We start from the raw sequence: 19,667 nt of genomic DNA, 5'->3' as shown, positions 1-19,667 counted from the left end.
ATGAAAAAAAAGTGTGCGATTGATGAAAAAATCGAAAATTGGCAAATTCGATCAGAATGAAATTTAATAAAACAATTGTGGATTTTATGGTCTTGGTCTTTATAATCATGGCTTTTAGAACTTATCCTTGTGGGATCAAACACGATGACTGACTTAGTTCAGCAGTTGGCAACAGAGCTTGCCGTACGTTCAAATCAAGTCGAAGCTGCGATTAAACTAATCGATGAGGGCGCAAGCGTTCCATTTATCGCACGTTACCGTAAAGAAGTGACGCAAGGTCTAGACGACACTCAGTTACGTCAGCTCGATACACGTTTAGCTTATTTAAGAGACTTATACGAGCGTCGCGAAAAAGTCATTGAATCATTGAAAGAACAAAATAAATTGTCAGATGATTTATTGGCCCGCGTGAATGCTGCTGAAACCAAAAATGCTTTAGAAGAAATTTATGCGCCTTACCGTCCAAAGCGCACCAGTAAATCATTTAAAGCGAAAGAAGCGGGCTTGGGTCCAATTGCAGAAAAAATCTTTCAAGAAGCAGTTGAGCCAAGTGAAGCACTGGCGGGATTTAGTCATGAAGAATACCCAGATGTGGAAAGCCAGCTTGATGCAATCCAGCATATTTTGATAGATGACTGGGCACAAAATATTGCGTTAACCACCGAGTTAAAAAGTACTTTTGCCAAAACAGCCGTATTAAAAAGCTTAGTTGCAAGTGAAGAGAAAAAAGAAGTCGGTAAAAAATTCCGTGATTACTTCGACTTCTCTGAAAACTTGAATAAAGTCCCTTCACATCGTTTATTGGCGATGTTACGTGGCCGTCAAGAAAATGTCTTGGGCTTAAAGGTTGATGGTGACGATAACGCACCATTGGCACGTATTGAAGTTGAATACAACTTAGATCAAGTTCAGCCACAAGCACGTCAAGACTTTTTAAAGCAAACTGCAAAACTGTTCTGGTTAGGTAAAGTACGTCCAAGCATCGAACATTCATTATTGACAGAAAAGCGTTTGAATGCCGAAGCTGAAGCGATGCAAGTGTTTGCAGAAAACCTACGCCACTTATTGCTTTCAGCGCCAGCAGGCAGCCGTTGTACGCTTGGTGTCGACCCTGGTATTCGTACCGGTGTGAAATTGGCAGTAGTCAATGAATCGGGTGATGTGGTGGCACATAGCACCATTTATCCGTTTGCACCTAAAGAAGATAAAGCAGGTTCAATTGCTGAATTGGCGCGTTTGTGCCAAGAGTTCAATGTTGATTTAATCGCGATTGGTAACGGTACAGCAAGCCGTGAAACTGAAGCGGTAGTTGCTGAAATGATGGCGCAACATCCTGAACTTAAAGTGACGCGTGTGACGGTCAGTGAAGCGGGTGCATCGGTTTATTCAGCATCTGAATTGGCTGCGGCTGAATTGCCAGAATTGGATGTATCAATTCGTGGTGCAGTGTCTATTGCACGTCGTTTACAAGATCCATTGGCTGAGTTGGTTAAAATTGATCCTAAATCGATTGGTGTGGGTCAATATCAACATGACGTGAACCAAACTGGTTTGGCAAAAACTCTGGATGCAGTGGTTGAAGACTGTGTGAACGCGGTCGGTGTAGATGTCAACACCGCTTCTGCGGCAATTCTGGGTTATATCGCAGGTTTGAACAAAGCCATTGCACAGCAAATCGTAGAATTCCGTAAAGAAAATGGTCGTTTCGACAACCGTCAAGCTTTGAAGAAAGTGCCTCGTTTAGGTGATCGTACCTTTGAACAAGCTGCAGGTTTCTTACGCATTCAAGACGGCAGCGAACCGCTAGATGCTTCTGCCGTGCATCCTGAGAGTTATGGTTTGGTCGAAAAAATGGTGACTGCCAAAGCGACGACTGTGAAAGACTTGATTGGTAACAGTGAAATTATTCGTCAAATTAAGGCGGAAGATTTTGCAGATGAACAGTTTGGTTTACCAACGATTCAAGACGTATTAAGCGAATTGGAAAAACCAGGCCGTGACCCACGTCCAGAATTCCGTACCGCTAAATTCCGTGAAGACATCACTGAAGTGGCGCAATTGACTGAAGGTATGCAGCTTGAAGGCGTAGTGACCAATGTGACCAACTTCGGTGCCTTCGTTGATGTGGGTGTGCATCAGGATGGTTTGGTGCATATTTCTGAATTGGCGAATGAGTTTGTATCTGATCCGCACAAAGTGGTAAAACCAGGTCAAATTGTTCAGGTGCGTGTTTTACAGGTGGATGCTGAACGTAACCGTGTGAACTTGTCGATGCGTGCAGAAGGAGCAGAAGCGCCGAAAGCACCGCGTCAGCCACGTCGTGAACATGCTGGTCAAGAACAGCGTGGTGAGCGTAAGCCTCAAGGCAAACGTCCGCAACAAGCGCGTCCACAAGGTGATCGTCCACAGCGTCAAGGTGGTCAAAAGCCGCAAGCCAATAAACCACAAGACAATAAGATTGGTGGTTTAGGTGCATTGTTATTACAAGCAGGGATTAAAGGCTCGAAATAAGCTTTGACCTGAGAAAAAGCCTCCCCATCGGGAGGTTTTTTTATGCTTGAAATATTGATCCATGTTGAACTTTGCTATTGTCGTGTTTCTAACTTTAAGATGAGCCGAATCTGAAGATCAACAAAAATAATATTAAAAGCTGTTAAACCTTCACAACAGCACAGCATAACTTCACTGTTAACCCAATAGATTGTCCGACAAGATTGAGGGCGTCTGGATATTAATATACAGACGTAAATTTTTTGCTATTTAATCATTATAAGCGGTTTAACTATGTTGACTTTAGAAAGAAAAAGCCGATTTCATCTACGGGATGCTTTGTCTGGTTTGGTGGTGTTTTTGGTGGCGTTGCCACTGTGTCTAGGCATTGCGCTTGCCTCTGGTGCGCCAATTATTTCAGGAATCATTTCGGGAATTATTGGCGGTATAGTGGTTGGGCTTTTGAGTGGCTCACACATTAGTGTTGCGGGTCCAGCAGCAGGACTGACGGCAGTGATTCTGGTACAATTGGATCAATTAGGCGGCAATTATGCCGCTTTTTTATTGTGTATTATTTTTGCGGGTCTACTGCAAATTGGCTTTGGTGTGCTCAAGCTCGGTTTCTTTGCCAATTTTATCCCCAATAACGTCATCTTGGGGCTTTTGGCAGCGATCGGGATTATCCTCATTCTGAGTCAGTTACCTTACCTCGTGGGTTTTTCCAATTTTTCATTGGAACAGCTCTGGGCAGGTCAAATCCACACTGTATTTGCCACAGTCGATGCAGGTGCGGCACTGATTGGTTTATTCAGCTTGTTGCTGATTTTAATGTGGGATTGCAGCCCACTGAAAAAATACAATATTCCTTCGGCCTTAGTGGCTGTCGTATTGGCAGCAGGAATCAATTATCTGTTAGTCGCCACTCAATCTCCTTGGGCAGTGAGTACCTCAAATTTAATTCAATTACCCAACATTTGGCAGGCATCTGAGCAGGTATTAATGGGACCCGACTGGCGTTATTTAACAGAGCCATTAATTTATACAGGAGCACTGACCCTAGCCGTGGTTGCCTCCTTGGAAACTTTGTTGAATCTGGAAGCGGCAGACAAGTTAGATCCTTATAAACGCTCATCTCCTCCAAATCGTGAATTGTGGGCGCAGGGCATTGGCAATGTGGTCTCAGGTACTATTGGTGGCATGCCGTTGACTTCGGTCATTGTCCGCAGTTCGGTCAATGCCAATTCAGGCGCGCGGAGTAAGTATTCCAGTGTGATTCATGGGTTATTGCTGTTGTTGGCTGTGGTGTGCTTTGTACCACTGATGAATATGATTCCCTTATCGGCATTGGCTGCCATTCTATTGGTGACGGGTTTTAAGCTTACCCATCCTAAGTTGTTCCAGCGGCTCTATCAAAAGGGCTGGAAACAGTTTGTGCCATTCATTATTACCCTGATAGCGATTTTACTGACCGATTTGTTGATGGGGATTCTGGTTGGGTTATTCTGTAGTGCGGCTTTTATTCTGTACGGCAATTTTCATAAAGGCGTCAGAATTTATAAAGAGCATCATTTGCATGGTGTTGTTACCCGTATTGAATTGCCTTCACAAGTCACTTTTTTGAATCGTTCTGCCTTAATTTCCGCACTGGAGCATCTTCATGCAGGTGAACAGTTAATTATTGATGCCACCCAATCGGAATCGATAGATGCAGATATCTATCAGGTCATTCAGGAGTATCAAGCTGAAACGGCACTGAAACGTCAAGTCGATGTGAAATTAATTGGCTTTAAGCAGCATTATCAAGAACTGGATGATGCGGTGCTAGATATAGACATCAGTACCGCCGAATTACAGCATCAATTAACCCCAGCTCAAGTGATTGATTTACTAAAAGCAGGTAATGAGCGCTTTGTCCAAAATGATCGTTTGCAACGCGATATCTACCGTCAGATTCGTGTTACGGCCGATCAAGGTCAGCACCCGATTGCTGCGGTGTTGGGCTGTATGGATTCACGTGCACCGACAGAAATGTTGTTTGACATCGGGATTGGCGATTTGTTCAGTTTGCGTATAGCAGGCAATATTGCAGGACAAAAGGTGTTAGGTTCACTTGAATTTGCCTGTCAGGCGAAAGGCTCGAAAGTGATTGTGGTACTTGGACATACCGATTGTGGCGCAGTCAGCAGTGCTTGCCAATTACGTTTACAGCAGAAACAGATCGCGGAGGTGAAAGAGATGCCGCACATTCAATATGTGCTGGGGCCCTTAATGCAATCGGTCAACAGTGTGTATCAGATAATGCAGCCACGTGAGCTGAATAAAGCCTTTTTGGATCAAGTGACGGCACTAAATGTATTGTACAACATGCAATATATTCAGCAACATAGTCGCGTGTTGGCGGAAATGGTAGAGCAAGGACAAATTGCAATTGTTGGTGCAATTTATGATGTGCAAACAGGTCGGGTCAATTTTCTGGAAACCTAAAGGTGTATTGAGTCTTAAATAAGAAATACAGCTATAAAAAAGCCTGTCAAATGACAGGCTTTTTGAAGATTTGGGCTTACCAGTGCTCGCCTGGGAAAATGCGAGCATAAGTTTTTTGTACCCAGTTCAATTTTTCTTGCTTGCCCACCGAAGCCGAAGAACTTGGGAACAGGTTGTAGCCAATCGACATAAACATGTTGTTGATGTCTGGTGCAACCGCATAAGTTAAGGATGCTAAACGACCAAGATTGGTGGCAATTTTCTTCGGACGTTTCACAATCGCATAGGCCACTAAATCGGCTGCCTGTTCAGGCGAAAGTGTTGGTACATATTTATAAATCTTGGTTGGTGCAATCATTGGCGTGCGTACCAACGGCATATAAATTGAAGTAATCGCAATTTTATGTGAATGCGCTTCGGCAGATAAACAGCGGCTAAACGCATCCAGTGCCGCTTTAGACGCAACATAAGCCGAGAAGCGAGTGGCATTTGCCAATACACCAATCGAGCTGATGTTAATGATCTGACCGCCTTTACGCTCCATCATGTGCGGTAATAAATTCAGCACCAAGCGCACCGCACCGAAATAATTCAGTTGCATGGTGCGTTCAAAATCATGGAAACGGTCAAGGGACTCGTGCACTGCGCGACGAATAGAACGACCTGCGTTATTAATCAAAATATCAATATGATCGACAGACGCCAAAATTTCTTTAGAGACCGCATCAATTGCTTCCATGTCATTTAAATCACATGGGAAGACCGAGGCTTTACGGCCTTTGGCTTCAATTTCTGCTTTGACTTCATCTAGGGTTTCTTTGGTTCGCGAAACCAGCAGTACATGCGCGCCTGCGTCGGCAAGACGATGTGCTGTGGTTAAACCAATGCCGCTGGATGCGCCAGTAATAAGGACGATTTTACCGTGAATACGGTCCCGAAATTGTTTCTCTAATTTTGCTTTCACGCTGTGTTTCCCTGATTAGAATTTAGTTCACTTGAATTCTAAATTGTCTTTATTTTATTGGAGAACTTAGTTCACATTATTCCATGAGTTGACTAAAACTCACACGCATAATGATAGCGGATATACTGAAAAAAGCTATAAATAAGTCTTTGAATTAACAAATAAATTTAGAGTATTTACTCTATAGGTGATTTTTATTTTTTTTAGTTTTAGCACGATTTTGCTGCAATTCCAAGAGAAAATGCTCAAAAATCAAGACCTCCAGTGAGGTCTTGATCACATCGTCTAAACTGCTGCCAAGGCTTGTTGTAAATCTGCAATCAGATCATCAATATGTTCGATGCCCACTGAGAGTCGAACCATGTCCAGACTCACGCCCGCAGCTTTGAGTTCTGCCTCATTCAGTTGGCGATGGGTAGTCGTTGCAGGATGACAGGCCAGACTTTTGGCATCACCAATATTCACTAAACGGGTAAACAGTTGCAAGGCATCAATAAAGCGGGTTCCACCTTCACGACCATCTTGCACGCCAAAGGATAAAATGGCAGAAGGCTGACCTTTCACATATTTCTGCGCCAAGCCATGCTGTGGATGATTTTTCAAGCCTGCATAATTGACCCATTTTACTTTAGGATGTTGCTGCAAATATTCTGCCACTTTCTGCGCATTAGAGGTGTGACGTTCCATACGCAAGTTCAGCGTTTCCAAGCCTTGCAAAATCAGGAATACGCTTAAAGGACTAATCGCAGCACCAGTATTACGCAGTGGCACCACACGGGCACGCGCAATATATGCAGCTTCGCCCAAGGCTTCGACATAATTGACGCCGTGATAACTTGGGTCAGGCGTATTCAACACTTTAAAACGTTCAGGGTATTTGCCCCAAGGGAATTTCCCGCTATCGACAATGGCCCCCCCAATTGAGTTGCCATGCCCACCAATGTATTTGGTCAGCGAGTGAATCACGATGTCTGCGCCATATTGAAACGGTTTCAGCAGTGCAGGAGTAGCCACTGTGTTATCCACCACGACAGGCACACCATATTCATGGGCAATTTTAGCAATGGCTTCTAAATCAATGATATTGCCCAGAGGATTGCCAATGGATTCAACAAACACCAGTTTGGTTTTGTCATCAATCAGTCCACGCAAGGCTTCAGGGTCTTGATAGTCGAAGAAACGCACTTCAATGCCTTGTTTCGGCAAGGTATGTGCAAACAGGTTATAGGTCCCGCCATACAGGGTAGAGACTGAGGCAATGTTATCGCCAGCTTCGGTGATGGTCTGAATCGCATAAGTAATGGCAGCCATACCTGAGGCCAAAGCCAAGGCACCAATACCGCCTTCAAGTGCTGCCAGACGTTGTTCCAGTACCGCCGTGGTCGGATTCATAATCCGCGTATAAATATTGCCTTGGACTTTCAGGTCGAATAAATCGGCGCCGTGCTGGGTATTGTCAAAGGCATAAGAGGTGGTTTGGTAGATTGGCACAGCAACCGCTTTGGTGGTGGCTTCAGGGCTGTAACCTGCGTGAATGGCTAAAGTTTCATCTTTATAGGTCATGTACTTCATCTGCGTGAGTTAAATTTTGCACATTCTATCACTATTGAATATAAGTGAAAGTGTGAATGTGAAGAATAATTATCTAAAAAATTCATAAAGATGAATTAGACTCAGCACAAGTTGAGTAAAACGCTACGAAGAAGATGCTGAATAAAAATTAGACGAACTGAAAGTTGTAACATTGCATTGAAGATCGGATTCATGCCTTATTTTTTCAGCGTATTCATCGTATAATGCCCCAAAATATTTTTCGCTGTTTTGCGATTTTTTGGTTTTTCTATTGAGGAGTCCTGCGTGGCCCAATATATTTATACGATGAACCGAGTGTCTAAGATGGTTCCGCCTAAGCGCGAAATCTTGAAAGACATCTCTTTGTCATTTTTCCCAGGTGCTAAAATTGGTGTCCTAGGTTTAAACGGTGCGGGTAAATCAACCTTGCTTCGTATTATGGCTGGCGTAGACAAAGATTTCTCTGGTGAAGCTCGTGCGCAACCGGGTATCAAAATCGGCTACCTAGAGCAAGAACCACCTTTAGATCCAAATAAAGATGTGCGTGGTAACGTTGAAGATGGTTTACGTGAACCGCTTGATGCTTTAGCACGCTTGGACGAAGTTTTTGCTGAATATGCAGCTGAAGATGCAGATTTCGATAAACTCGCGAAAGAGCAAGAAAAATTAGAAGCCATCATTCATTCATGGGATGCGCACAACCTCAGCAACCAAATGGATCAAGCGGCAGCTGCCTTGAATCTTCCAGCTTGGGATGCAGACGTAACTTTACTGTCAGGTGGTGAGCGCCGTCGTGTTGCATTATGTCGTTTGCTTTTATCTAAGCCAGACATGTTGCTTCTAGACGAACCGACGAACCATTTGGATGCAGAATCTGTATCTTGGTTAGAGCGTTTCTTGAAAGACTTCCCTGGTACGATTGTGGCGATTACGCATGACCGTTACTTCCTCGATAACGTTGCCGAGTGGATTCTTGAACTTGACCGCGGAATGGGTATTCCTTACCAAGGCAACTATTCTGCTTGGTTAGAGCAGAAAAATGCCCGTTTAGAGCAAGAACAGAAGCAAGAAGAATCTTTTGCCAAAGCATTGAAAAAAGAACTTGAATGGGTTCGTTCAAATGCCAAGGGTCAGCAAAAGAAAAACAAAGCGCGTATGGAGCGTTTTGAAGAACTTAACTCGCGTGAGTTCCAACAACGTAACGAAACTTCAGAAATCTATATTCCACCTGGTCCACGTCTAGGTAATAAAGTGGTTGAAGTTGAAGGCATCAGCAAATCATTTGATGGTCGTTTGTTGTATGAAAACTTAAGCTTTACGGTGCCACCAACTGCGATTGTCGGTATCGTGGGTCCAAACGGTGCAGGTAAAACCACGTTATTCCGTATGATGACGGGTGAACAGCAGCCTGATACAGGTACTGTGACTTTAGGTGAGTCGGTTAAAGTGGCGTATGTGGGTCAGATCCGTGATACTTTGGATAACAACAAAACTGTTTGGGAAGAAGTTTCTGGCGGTTTGGATATCTTAAGAATCGGCGAATACGAAATTGCATCGCGTGCCTATATCGGTCGTTTCAACTTCAAAGGTCAAGACCAGCAGAAGCGTGTCGGTGAATTGTCTGGTGGTGAGCGTAACCGTTTACAACTGGCGAAAATCCTGCAAATGGGCGCGAACGTAATCCTACTGGATGAACCATCGAACGACTTGGATATCGAAACTTTACGTGCACTTGAAGATGCAATTTTAGTCTTCCCAGGTACGGTAATGGTGGTGTCGCATGACCGTTGGTTCCTTGACCGTATTGCGACGCATATCTTGTCATTTGAAAATGAACAGCCAGAGTTCTATGAAGGGAACTATGCTGAATATGAAGCTTACCGTTTGGCTCGTTTAGGTGAAGATGCGGTACAAAAGCGTACCAAATACAAAAAGATTGGTGGTTAATTTCACCCAATAAAAACCAGCCTTCGGGCTGGTTTTTTTATGCACACGCTTTAAGAAAAAGCCAATTCACTATAGGCATGATACAGACAGCGTTTCGCGTCAGGATGACCATCTTGTGCGGCTTTTTTTAACCACTTCTCGGCTTTCTCATAATTACGATCCAGACCCAATTGACCATTTAAATAGCCAATGCCCATTTTAAATTCAGCATCAGGATTACCGCGTAAGGCAGAACGAAGAAAATACCACATCGCATTACGGGTGTTACTGGAAGCTATCGGGCTGTGGTTGATCTGGATCGGGGCGGCTGTGTGCAAGACCTTATTTTGCATGAACACATGATAGTGCTCACATAATGCCAGTTGCTCGAAATGTAGCCCACGTTGATATTCATGTTCACCTGCGAGGTCAAATGTAGGTGTTACCAAGTCGTGATAGGGCGTTTGAAATAACAGTGTCCATACTGTTTTGAGGTATTTCATATTCATTTTCGCCTCCTTGTTGCTGACAACATCAGTGTCATTATTTAATTTAAACGTTCTTGCACTCAGATGTATTAAATTATTGTAACAAATTGGTTTTTCTCTGTATGTTGTGTGACGAAGTCGATCAATATCGGCAGTGTAATTTTATTACATCCCTGAAACTGTTATAGTGTCCGCACGTTGAAATGATCGTATTTTATCCCGTGAAACGCTCTCGTTTTTTATCACCTTATTGCTGAGCTTGTTCATGTTTCAAAGTTTTTGGAATGTGGCGGCAGCTTTTTGTGTGCATGAAGAGCAGCCAAAAAACGTGATGGTGATGTCGCATTTTGGGCATCATACTACGGCTAGTTGTGAATCTCAGGCCGCTGCGGTTCATCCGAAAAATACCGATCAAGTTCAAGCTGCCTTCGATTTAGCTGCCTTTCAGCAAGATGATCACAGTGATCATTTGCCTTCGTTTGCGCAGATCATGCTGACCGAAGCGCAGCCAGCAGCGCTATCTCCTGTGTTTATTCCGAAATTGGTTCAGGTGCAGTTTAACTGGCAAAACTTGTATCAATCGCCACATTTATTTCCTTCCAACCCGCCTCCTGTTTTCGCCCCGCTATAGGTGGGGTAGCCGAAAATTGCCTCACCATAAAGATATAAATTTTAAAGAGTTACTTTCTTATTTGAAGTGAACTCTAAGCAAAACTGCTTTTGAATTTATATCTAAAAAGCTTCTCAGTGATGCAAGTTCTTTCATGAGCGAAATCATGAGTAAATTATTCTAGATGAGGTGAGTCTGATGTTAATTAAAAGCAATTCAAAATTTTTATGGGTTATTTTGTTTCTTGTTGCGGGTGCAGCGCATGCAGATGGCGGCTTGATTTTCTTGGAGAAGAATCAAGCCGCTCAGGAACAAGTCAACCCTCAAGTCGATAACAAGAGCCAAGAAGTAAACATTAAGCAGAAGTCTGAATAAGGCTTAAGTGCGTTTAAGAAAGTCAGTTGTTGATATGGCTGGCTTTCTTATATTGTAGCCATTCGTTTGGTTGCCTAGATGGCCAGTATAATTTTATTACATCCATGAAGCTGCTATAGTGTCCGCAAGTTGAAATGACTGTATTTTATCCCGTGAAACGCTCTCGTTTTTTTATCGCCTTATTGCTGAGCTTGTTCATGTTTCAAAGTTTTTGGAATGTGGCGGCAGCTTTTTGTGTGCATGAAGAGCAGCCAAAGCGTGTGACGGCGATGTCGCATTTTGGGCATCATACTACGGTTAGTTGTGACTCTGAGGCAGTTGCGGTTCATTCGAAAAATACTGATCAAGTTCAAACCGCCTTCGATTTAGCTGCCTTTCAGCAAGATGATCACAGTGATCATTTGCCTTCGTTTGCGCATATCATGCTGACCGAAGCGCAGCCAGCAGCGGTATCTCCAGTCTTTACTCCGAAATTGATTCAGGTGCAGTTTAACTGGCAAAACTTGTATCAATCGCCACATTTATTCCCTTCCAACCCGCCTCCTGTTTTAGCCCCGCTATAGGTGGGGTAGCCGAAAATATTGCCCACCACTAATTTTTAACTTTAGTGGGGCATCATAATGTCTTTTAAAATTTCCGAAGCCTTCGGTTTCGATGCGATGCGTTCAGTGCAACGGATTATCATATTCGGCTTAAGTGTGGCACTTTGTAGTCAGAGCACATGGGCAGACTTTCCGAGTCAGCCACTGACTTTGGCACAAGCCATTCAACGTTCTAGTGAGTATCAGCAGTCGCAAGGGGTGTGGCAAACCCAACAGCAAATTGCCACTGCGAACATAAAACAGGCAAAGCTGTGGATAAATCCAGAGTTGTCCATAGAGCAAACTGGCTTTAATTCTGACCAAGATCGGGAGCTGGCACTCGGTATTTCCCAGCGTCTAGATCTGTTTGGTGAGCGTAAAGCCAATCAAAATTACGCGCAGATAGCCCAGCAGCAAACCACATTGAAACAGCAGATTTATCAAGCGCAACTTGAACTGGCGGTGAAATATTTATGGTCGCAACTGGCGATTTTTGAGTTGGAGCGTCAGGTCGTGCAAGAACAGCGACAGGTCAGTGAAGACAATCTGAATGCGATTCAAAAGCGCTATCAGGCGGGGAGTGTGGCGCAGGTCGATGTCGATCGTGCTCGCCTCAGCCATGCCGATAATTTACATTTGTTTCGACAGGCCGATTTGCAAGTGCAAGTCGCGCAACAATACTTGTCGAGTGCTTGGGGTGAACGCGACAAGGCGCTGAATGTGGCGTTAACTGCACAGCATGTATGGCCTGCTGCAACTGAGGCGCAAGTGCAGCAGCATTTCGCCATGAACTTGCTCGAAAAAAATCGACAATTGTCACTCTTGGCATCGCAAGCCCGAATCGAGCAATTTAAAGCACAGGCGCGACCCAATCCTACCTTGAATGTGGGAATCAACCGTATGAAAACGGCTGAAACCGCTACAGACAATGCCTTGGTGGTGGGAGTGTCCGTGCCCTTAAATGTGTTTGATCGTCAGCAATATGGCAGGCAGATTGCTCAGGCACAACAAACTCAGCTAGAGCGGCAGCAAGCGTTTTATCTCAAGCAAAATGCCTTGCAAGTCGGCAGTTTATTGACCGAATTACAAGGACTTGAGCTGCAATTTAAAGCGTTGCAACACACTCAACTTCCTTTAGCACAAACGGTGCAGCAAAAAACGCTGCAAGGCTTTAATGTCGGCAAATTTTCGCTTTTGGATGTGCAGCAAGCCACCTTGCAGTTGCAAGAGGTGCGTATGCGTAAAGTGCAGTTACTGAAAGATGCATGGCAGCGCGCGCTAGAAGCTGAAAGCCTGAGCTTGGGAATCGAGCCGAGTCAGGTCATGCACAAGGATGCAATTGCACAAATGAATCAAGCGCTGTGGCAAGACACACAGGCATTATCCGTGATTGGTGGGGAAAACTAATATGTTGAATTTAAAAATAAGATGTTGAATCAACAGGATCGTATTTCCCAAAAACTTCTCATACTCTTGGCTATTGGCATCACTGCCTTGCTGTCGATGGGTGTCTGGCTGTTGAGTCAAAAGCCATCGACCAAAGAAGATGAGCACGGGCATGCTGAAGCAGAAGAACATGCGGGTGAAGACGATCATGGCGAAGCGGAGGAGCATGCAGCTGCAATCGCTTTAACCGCGAAGCAACTGGCTGAACAAGGCATTCAACTGGCAGTGGCTGAACTGGGGGCTGTGGTCAAATCAACAGCCTATCCTGCCAAGCTGGTGGTGAATACCGATCGTCAGGCACATGTGGCACCTGCATTTGCAGGTCATGTCGAGGCGGTGTATGTGGAATTGGGGCAGCACGTCAAAAAAGGTCAAGCCCTTGCCCGTCTGTTGGTGCCCGATTTGGTTGATCAACAAGCCAATTTACAGGTCGAACAAGCCAATTTGGAATTGGCACGACAAGACTATGAGCGCGAGAAAAAACTATGGAACGAAGGGATTTCTGCCAAACAGGATTATCAGCGCGCCTATAACGCCTATCAACAAGCACAGATTCAGGTACGTGCTACGCGTGCGCGCATCGCTGCTTTGGGGGCGCAAACGACCAGTCAGGGAGGTTATGTGTTGACTGCGCCGATTGCAGGGGTCATTAGTCAGAAAGATCTGGTGCTGGGGGAAAATGTGCAACTGGCAGATCAATTGTTTGTGATTGACCAACTGGATCAATTATGGCTGGAATTTATTGCCCCGAGTAGCGAGTTTGCCGACATCGTGCCGAATCAAACGATTGAATTTAAATCCTTACAGACTGGCAATGTATTTAAGGCACAAATTCAAAGCCTGAATAGCCAAGCCGATGTGCAAACAGGTCGCTTGCAAGTGCGCGCCAAAGTCTTGTCCAATGCAACGGAATTACGTCCGAATTTAATGGTCAATGTACAGTTGCAACAGCAACAAGCGCAGCAGGGCTTGCGTATTCTCGCCAGTGCCGTACAGAAAATTGAAGGGAAAGATGCGGTGTTTGTGGCAGCGCAGCATGAGCAAAAGATCGAGTTTGCTCCGCAGAGCGTGACCTTGGGTACAAGTTCGAGTGATGGTCAATGGATTGAAGTGTTGTCAGGTCTGGAGCAAGGACAGAAATATGCCGCACAAGGCAGTTTCTTACTGAAATCTGAGCTGGAAAAAGGAGAGGCGAGCCATGCACACTAATCAGCCTCAACCATCCGATGAGAAGGTGGCACAGCTCGCTCCAGATGGCTTACCCCAGCCAGAAGGATGGTTTGACCGGATCATCCAATTTTCCATTCATAATGCGATTTGGGTCATGCTATTTGTACTGACTTGGATTGGGGTGGGGATTTATAGCTATCAACAATTACCGATTGATGCCGTGCCTGACATTACCAATACACAGGTGCAAATTAATACCCAAGCCACAGGCTTTACTGCTTTGGAGGTGGAACAGCGGATTACCTATCCGATTGAAACGGCCATGGCAGGCTTGCCTGAATTGCAGCAAACCCGTTCCATTTCCCGTTATGGTTTGTCACAAGTCACCATTATTTTTCAGGATGGGACCGATATTTATTGGGCGCGGCAGCTGATCAATCAGCGCTTACAAGCAGCACAGGCGGAGCTTCCCGATGCGATTATTCCGACCATGTCACCGACTTCTACGGGACTGGGCGAGATTTATCAATGGGTGATTAAGGCAGAGCCGAATGCGCGTAAGGCGGATGGAACAGCCTATAGCGCCATGGATTTGCGTGAAATTCAGGACTGGATTGTGCGTCCGCAATTGCAACGTGTCGAGGGTGTGGCTGAGATCAACTCGATTGGCGGCTATAACAAAACCTATGTGGTGACGCCTGATTTGCAACGCCTACAGCAATTACAAATTCCATTGTCAGATTTGCAGACAGCGTTGACTGAAAATAATGAAAACCGTGGCGCAGGGTTTATCGAGCAAAATGGGCAGCAACTGACAGTGCGTGTTCCAGGTACTTTAAACAGCATTGAAGCGATTCAGAATGTCAGCATTGCCAATAAAAATGGTTTTCCGATTCGAGTTGCCGATGTGGCTACGGTTTCGATCGGACACGATTTACGCACAGGTGCGGCAACCTATAATGGAGAAGAAACTGTACTGGGTATCGCCATGATGATGATGGGTGAAAATAGCCGTAGTGTGGCGCAAGCTGTGAATGCCAAGCTGCAACAGGTACAGCAATCTTTACCCAAAGGAGTGATGATTGAAACTGTGTATGACCGCACCAGTCTGGTCGATCGCGCGATACGCACCGTACAGAAGAATCTGGTTGAAGGCGCGATATTAGTCATCGTGATTCTGTTTTTGTTTCTCGGGAATTTTCGTGCAGCCCTGATTACAGCCTGTGTGATTCCACTGTCGATGCTGTTCACGTTATCGGGAATGGCTAAGCAAAACATCAGCGCCAATCTAATGAGTTTAGGTGCGCTGGATTTCGGCATCATTGTGGATGGTGCTGTGGTGATTGTCGAAAACTGTATTCGCCGATTGGCAGAAGCGCAGCATCGACAGGGGCGTTTACTCACCCGCTCCGAACGTTTTCAGGAAGTGTTTTTGGCGGCGAAGCAGGCACGCCGTCCACTCATCTTTGGGCAACTGATTATTTTGGTGGTGTATTTCCCGATTTTTGCCTTGTCTGGGGTAGAAGCTAAGCTATTTCATCCGATGGCAATGACCGTAGTCTTGGCATTAATTGGCGCCATCATTTTGTCCATCAGTTTTGTGCCTGCTGCTGTGGCGTTATGGGTCACAGGTGAAGTGAAGGAAACCGAAAGTCGCTGGATGCTCTGGCTCAAGCAGCAATACACCCGTTTACTGAATTGGGCCTATGATTTCAAGGCATTGGTGCTGACGTTGGCACTGTGTATTTTATTTTTCACTGGTGTGCTTGCCACCCAAGTCGGGAGCGAGTTTGCGCCGCAGTTGAGCGAAGGTGATTTTGCCGTGCAACAAATGCGTTCGCCAAGTACGGGCTTAGAACAATCTCTACGCATGCAGGAAAATACGGAAAAGTTGCTGTTAAAAGCGTTTCCTGAGATTAAGGCAATTTTTGCCCGAACGGGAACTGCAGAAGTGGCAACTGATGTGATGCCACCGAATATCTCCGATGCCACGGTGCTGTTAAAACCCCGCGAGCAATGGCCTGAGCCGAAACAAAGTCTGGATGAACTACGTCAACGCATGATTGCTTTTCTCGCCACCTTGCCGGGGAACAACAGCGAATTTTCGCAACCGATTGAGCTGCGCTTTAATGAACTGATTTCAGGGGTACGTAGCGATGTGGGGGTGAAAATTTTCGGTGATGATATGCAGGTGCTGAATCAACAAGCTACACAAATTGCACAAAAGATTCAGAGTATTTCAGGTGCCACAGCCGTCAATGTTGAGCAAACCAGTGGTCTGCCATTGCTCAATGTCGAGGTCAATCCTGCGCTGGCTGCGCAATATGGCTTGTCGGTCAAAGCGATTCAAGATTTGGTGGCGACCAGTGTCGGTGGTCAAAATGTTGGGCAGATTTTACAGGGCGATCGACGTTTTGATTTCGTGATTCGCTTGGATGATCAACAACGCACCCCCGAACATTTGGCACTATTGCCTCTTCAAACCGCCAATGGGGGCTTAATTCAACTGCAAGATGTGGCTAAAGTAGAGACCATTCTAGGCATTAATCAAGTCAGTCGCGAGGATGGTAAGCGTCGTGTGGTGGTGACCGCCAATGTAGAAGGGCGTGACCTCGGCTCCTTTGTACAGGAGCTGCAAAGCACCTTGGCTAAGCAAACCTTACCTGAAGGTTATTGGCTGGATTATGGTGGACAGTTTGAAAACCTGATCTCGGCAAAAAACCGGATGTTGTGGGTGGTCCCTTTGGCATTGATCGCGATTTTTGTTCTGCTGATGGCGGTGTTTCATAACGTCAAAGAAAGCTTGCTGGTGTTTACAGGGGTGCCGTTTGCCTTGTGTGGTGGTCTGATTGCCTTGTGGCTACGCGATATTCCATTGTCGATGTCGGCAGGCGTGGGCTTTATTGCCTTATCGGGTGTGGCTGTGCTGAATGGTCTGGTGATGCTGACCTTCATTAAAGAATTGCGTCAGCATTTAGATGTTTATCATGCAACTTGGCAGGGTGCGATTTTGCGCTTAAGACCCGTATTGATGACAGCATGTGTCGCCTCATTGGGATTTATTCCGATGGCGATTGCAACAGGCACTGGTGCGGAAGTACAGCGACCTCTCGCCACAGTGGTGATTGGTGGGATTGTATCATCTACGCTGCTTACCTTGGTGTTATTGCCTGTGCTGTATCGCTGGTTGAATGAGCGTAGCAGCCATTAAAGAAATGTCGACCGTACCTTTTCGCTTTGGCTAGAAGGTACGGTTGCGGTCTTAAGAGCTGGCTGGCGCCACATTTAAACTGATGATGGTGTAGTACTGGTTTTTAGGCATCGCTTTGGGATCGACTTTTTCCGTCACTTCAAGCAAATATTGACCCGCATGCGGGAAAGTGAGGCTGGCTATGCCATTAGATTCAACATGAATACTTTGGGCTTGTTGTTCCGTTGCCCCTTGGGCACGCAGCACAAGCTCAGCTTGAGCAAAAGGTTTTCCTGAATTTAGTATCTGAACGTGTACAGGCTGCTGTGCAACGATGCGATTCGGATGGGTTTGAAAAAGAACTTGGATGGGTGCTGCGGTTCTGGCAACGTCTGAAGTGGACGTTTTGCTGAGATAAGACTGAATGCTCCATTCACGAATGGTGTCTACTGTCTTGGGGAGTTTGCCTTTAAAGTCGCTGGCAATCACGTAGTCGCGTTCATTCAGCGGTGGTGCTTGCTCAGCGGTGACATTGGCCAAGATTTTCCATTGCTGCTGATGTTGTACATATTGCACAGGATAAGTGGTTTTACTGTAGATGGTATAGGTCCCAGATTCGGGTAATTTAAGATTAAAAGCTGTCATGGCCTGTAGTTGTTGAAGATCCTGTACCGTATATGCGGTTTGGTTGGGTGGGATAATGCTAAACTGAGCATCTTTCAGTGCATATTCAGCTTGTAAAGCCTGCTCAGCATAGCCTGCAATTACTGGGATTTGGGTATTGTCAGTGTTGTAAGCCAAAGGGGCAACATAAGGTTCATGGGCAAAAACAGAAGCACTGAATAGGAATGCGGGGCACAAAATTAGTTTTTTCATCAAAATCATTTCCAAGTAAAAGTTTTAATTTTGTAAATGATAATTATTTTCATACAATTTTAAAAGTCATCCGTCTTATTTTGTTGCTGAAATAAGACGAAGTGATGCAGATAACAATCCAAAGAGGGCAAACCATGAGTGGATCACATGGGCATGATCATTCACATGCGCAAGTCACTGAACAAAATGCCAAAAAATTAAGTGTCGCTTTGGCTTTGACCAGTCTATTTCTGATTATTGAAGTGATTGCAGGCTTTATGACCCAGAGTTTGGCATTGCTTTCCGATGCCGCGCATATGTTTACCGATGCGGCTGCGCTGGCGATTGCGTTGGTTGCCATAAAAATTGGGAAATTGCCTGCCGACGATAAACGCACTTTTGGTTATCAACGTTTTGAAATTTTGGCGGCACTTTTCAATGCGCTGATGCTGTTCTTGGTTGCGATTTATATTTTATACGAAGCCTATCAGCGCTTTAGTCACCCACCTGAAATTCAGAGTGTGGGCATGCTGGTCGTGGCTGTAATTGGCTTAATCATCAATTTGATTTCCATGCGTATTTTATTTTCCAGTGCACAGGAAAGTTTGAATGTAAAAGGGGCCTACTTGGAGGTATTGAGTGATGCCTTGGGTTCGGTGGGAGTGATTATCGGGGCGATTGTGATTTATTTTACCCAGTGGTTTTGGGTGGATACGCTGATTGCAGTGCTGATTGGGTTCTGGGTGTTGCCACGCACATGGATTTTACTCAAGCAAAGCATCAATATTTTATTGGAAGGAGTGCCTGAAGAAATTGATATTGAGCAATTACGCCAAGATTTACTGCAATTGCCTGAAGTGGAAAGTATTCACCAGCTCAAGGTCTGGGCCATTAGCTCCAAGAATATCCATCTGACCGTACATCTGTATGCGCCACAAGCCGATCAGAAGCAGCTGTATCAGGCAGCGTCTGCAATGCTACATCAGCAACATGGCATTGCCGAAATGACCTTACAGATTGAAGATGATGAATGTCTGGCACATGCACATAGCGAGCCGCATCCACATCAGTCAGATGAACATGTGCACACGGAACACCAAGCACATGATCATTCACATCAGCATTAAGCTGATGTGAAGTGTTGTGGAAGAATAGTTAGATTTCCCACTCATGCTCGCATTCGCGGCATTTCCATTTCTTTTGCGATTGCATAAAGGCTTGCATTGAAATTTTAAAATCAGGCAAATCACGGTAAAACAAGAAACCTGCAACAGCACAGATCACAAATACTACGACAGTTGCAATTTGCAGCGTTGAACCCGCACCATCACCAAATAACCACATGGCGATGCTAATCAATACCAACAAGAGTAAAACAAAAATCGAAGGGACCAGAAAGACCAAGCTTTTTGGTACAACTGGACGTGTCGCAGGCGTATTGCCTTGAGCAACAGGCATAATCTTTGGACTTTGGCATTTTGGGCAACGGTATTGCATTTCAGCTCCATTATTTTGA

General features: G+C 45.1%; 15 protein-coding genes. 10 read left to right on the top strand and 5 right to left on the bottom strand.

The genetic code is table 11. The features are described 5' to 3' along the window. Nucleotides 1-144: 144 nt before the first annotated feature. Both ACWQ4X_RS12615 and ACWQ4X_RS12610 read left to right on the top strand, forming a co-directional pair. On the top strand, nucleotides 145-2,511 hold the full coding sequence (locus ACWQ4X_RS12615; RefSeq protein ID WP_457903874.1) for a Tex family protein: 2,367 nt from the start codon (nucleotides 145-147) through the stop codon (nucleotides 2,509-2,511). Between the two features lie 273 nt (nucleotides 2,512-2,784). Beyond that, on the top strand, nucleotides 2,785-4,974 hold the full coding sequence (locus tag ACWQ4X_RS12610; RefSeq protein WP_457903873.1) for a bifunctional SulP family inorganic anion transporter/carbonic anhydrase: 2,190 nt from the start codon (nucleotides 2,785-2,787) through the stop codon (nucleotides 4,972-4,974). Nucleotides 4,975-5,050: 76 nt separating this feature from the next. On the opposite strand, the gene ACWQ4X_RS12605 is transcribed toward ACWQ4X_RS12610, so the two are convergent. Together ACWQ4X_RS12605 and ACWQ4X_RS12600 are read right to left on the bottom strand one after the other, a co-directional pair. Continuing rightward, complete coding sequence (locus tag ACWQ4X_RS12605) at nucleotides 5,051-5,938, bottom strand: SDR family NAD(P)-dependent oxidoreductase (RefSeq protein WP_457903872.1); 888 nt, start codon at nucleotides 5,936-5,938, stop codon at nucleotides 5,051-5,053. 285 nt (nucleotides 5,939-6,223) lie between these two features. Then, entirely contained in the window at nucleotides 6,224-7,501 is a 1,278-nt protein-coding gene (locus tag ACWQ4X_RS12600; protein ID WP_457903871.1) for an O-acetylhomoserine aminocarboxypropyltransferase/cysteine synthase family protein, read from the bottom strand. A gap of 294 nt (nucleotides 7,502-7,795) precedes the next feature. On the opposite strand from ACWQ4X_RS12600, the gene ettA reads away from it, so the two are divergent. Beyond that, nucleotides 7,796-9,457 (top strand): energy-dependent translational throttle protein EttA, encoded by a 1,662-nt coding sequence (gene ettA, locus ACWQ4X_RS12595; RefSeq protein ID WP_016168729.1) that lies wholly within the window; start codon nucleotides 7,796-7,798, stop codon nucleotides 9,455-9,457. A 50-nt stretch (nucleotides 9,458-9,507) separates the two neighbouring features. On the opposite strand, the gene ACWQ4X_RS12590 is transcribed toward ettA, so the two are convergent. After that, nucleotides 9,508-9,945, bottom strand: a complete 438-nt coding sequence (locus ACWQ4X_RS12590) for a tetratricopeptide repeat protein (RefSeq protein ID WP_161932950.1) — start codon at nucleotides 9,943-9,945, stop codon at nucleotides 9,508-9,510. Between the two features lie 190 nt (nucleotides 9,946-10,135). Between ACWQ4X_RS12590 and ACWQ4X_RS12585 the strand changes: the two genes are divergently transcribed. The 6 genes from ACWQ4X_RS12585 (at nucleotide 10,136) to ACWQ4X_RS12560 (ending at nucleotide 17,317) form a co-directional block, all read left to right on the top strand. Beyond that, nucleotides 10,136-10,555 (top strand): cation efflux protein, CzcI-like, encoded by a 420-nt coding sequence (locus tag ACWQ4X_RS12585; protein WP_457903880.1) that lies wholly within the window; start codon nucleotides 10,136-10,138, stop codon nucleotides 10,553-10,555. A gap of 177 nt (nucleotides 10,556-10,732) precedes the next feature. Then, nucleotides 10,733-10,909 (top strand): hypothetical protein, encoded by a 177-nt coding sequence (locus ACWQ4X_RS12580; protein ID WP_171519146.1) that lies wholly within the window; start codon nucleotides 10,733-10,735, stop codon nucleotides 10,907-10,909. A 134-nt stretch (nucleotides 10,910-11,043) separates the two neighbouring features. Next, on the top strand, nucleotides 11,044-11,472 hold the full coding sequence (locus tag ACWQ4X_RS12575; protein ID WP_457903870.1) for a cation efflux protein, CzcI-like: 429 nt from the start codon (nucleotides 11,044-11,046) through the stop codon (nucleotides 11,470-11,472). A gap of 96 nt (nucleotides 11,473-11,568) precedes the next feature. Continuing rightward, the gene (locus ACWQ4X_RS12570; RefSeq protein WP_457903879.1) at nucleotides 11,569-12,897 is read left to right on the top strand and encodes a TolC family protein; all 1,329 of its coding nucleotides are present in this window, start codon (nucleotides 11,569-11,571) and stop codon (nucleotides 12,895-12,897) included. A gap of 21 nt (nucleotides 12,898-12,918) precedes the next feature. Then, on the top strand, nucleotides 12,919-14,145 hold the full coding sequence (locus ACWQ4X_RS12565; protein ID WP_457903869.1) for an efflux RND transporter periplasmic adaptor subunit: 1,227 nt from the start codon (nucleotides 12,919-12,921) through the stop codon (nucleotides 14,143-14,145). Continuing rightward, nucleotides 14,135-17,317 carry an efflux RND transporter permease subunit gene (locus ACWQ4X_RS12560; protein WP_457903868.1) on the top strand — a complete coding sequence of 1,061 codons (3,183 nt, stop codon included), beginning with the start codon at nucleotides 14,135-14,137 and terminating at the stop codon, nucleotides 17,315-17,317. The genes ACWQ4X_RS12565 and ACWQ4X_RS12560 overlap by 11 nt, the downstream gene beginning before the upstream one ends. A gap of 51 nt (nucleotides 17,318-17,368) precedes the next feature. Here ACWQ4X_RS12560 and ACWQ4X_RS12555 read toward each other — a convergent pair whose 3' ends face one another. Next, nucleotides 17,369-18,172 carry a DUF4198 domain-containing protein gene (locus tag ACWQ4X_RS12555; protein ID WP_457903867.1) on the bottom strand — a complete coding sequence of 268 codons (804 nt, stop codon included), beginning with the start codon at nucleotides 18,170-18,172 and terminating at the stop codon, nucleotides 17,369-17,371. A 134-nt stretch (nucleotides 18,173-18,306) separates the two neighbouring features. Here ACWQ4X_RS12555 and ACWQ4X_RS12550 point away from each other — a divergent pair, with 134 nt between their 5' ends. After that, a complete protein-coding gene (locus ACWQ4X_RS12550; RefSeq protein WP_457903866.1) occupies nucleotides 18,307-19,278 on the top strand; it encodes a cation diffusion facilitator family transporter in 972 nt (323 codons plus the stop codon). A gap of 28 nt (nucleotides 19,279-19,306) precedes the next feature. On the opposite strand, the gene ACWQ4X_RS12545 is transcribed toward ACWQ4X_RS12550, so the two are convergent. Further along, complete coding sequence (locus ACWQ4X_RS12545; protein ID WP_100241964.1) at nucleotides 19,307-19,648, bottom strand: hypothetical protein; 342 nt, start codon at nucleotides 19,646-19,648, stop codon at nucleotides 19,307-19,309. Between the last annotated feature and the right edge of the window lie 19 nt (nucleotides 19,649-19,667).

Source organism: Acinetobacter sp. NigerLNRRAM0016, from assembly GCF_054112845.1.
This window is presented reverse-complemented; position numbering and strand designations above follow the sequence as displayed.

What these genes read in the sequence shown, in the direction of transcription:
- ACWQ4X_RS12550 (WP_457903866.1), top strand. Translation starts at nt 18,307, where the DNA reads ATGAGTGGATCACATGGGCATGATCATTCACATGCGCAAGTCACTGAA.
- ACWQ4X_RS12610 (WP_457903873.1), top strand. Translation starts at nt 2,785, where the DNA reads ATGTTGACTTTAGAAAGAAAAAGCCGATTTCATCTACGGGATGCTTTG.
- ACWQ4X_RS12580 (WP_171519146.1), top strand. Translation starts at nt 10,733, where the DNA reads ATGTTAATTAAAAGCAATTCAAAATTTTTATGGGTTATTTTGTTTCTT.
- ACWQ4X_RS12600 (WP_457903871.1), bottom strand. Translation starts at nt 7,501, where the DNA reads ATGACCTATAAAGATGAAACTTTAGCCATTCACGCAGGTTACAGCCCT.
- ACWQ4X_RS12615 (WP_457903874.1), top strand. Translation starts at nt 145, where the DNA reads ATGACTGACTTAGTTCAGCAGTTGGCAACAGAGCTTGCCGTACGTTCA.
- ACWQ4X_RS12575 (WP_457903870.1), top strand. Translation starts at nt 11,044, where the DNA reads ATGACTGTATTTTATCCCGTGAAACGCTCTCGTTTTTTTATCGCCTTA.
- ACWQ4X_RS12565 (WP_457903869.1), top strand. Translation starts at nt 12,919, where the DNA reads ATGTTGAATCAACAGGATCGTATTTCCCAAAAACTTCTCATACTCTTG.
- ACWQ4X_RS12570 (WP_457903879.1), top strand. Translation starts at nt 11,569, where the DNA reads ATGCGTTCAGTGCAACGGATTATCATATTCGGCTTAAGTGTGGCACTT.
- ACWQ4X_RS12590 (WP_161932950.1), bottom strand. Translation starts at nt 9,945, where the DNA reads ATGAATATGAAATACCTCAAAACAGTATGGACACTGTTATTTCAAACG.
- ACWQ4X_RS12555 (WP_457903867.1), bottom strand. Translation starts at nt 18,172, where the DNA reads ATGAAAAAACTAATTTTGTGCCCCGCATTCCTATTCAGTGCTTCTGTT.
- ACWQ4X_RS12545 (WP_100241964.1), bottom strand. Translation starts at nt 19,648, where the DNA reads ATGCAATACCGTTGCCCAAAATGCCAAAGTCCAAAGATTATGCCTGTT.
- ACWQ4X_RS12560 (WP_457903868.1), top strand. Translation starts at nt 14,135, where the DNA reads ATGCACACTAATCAGCCTCAACCATCCGATGAGAAGGTGGCACAGCTC.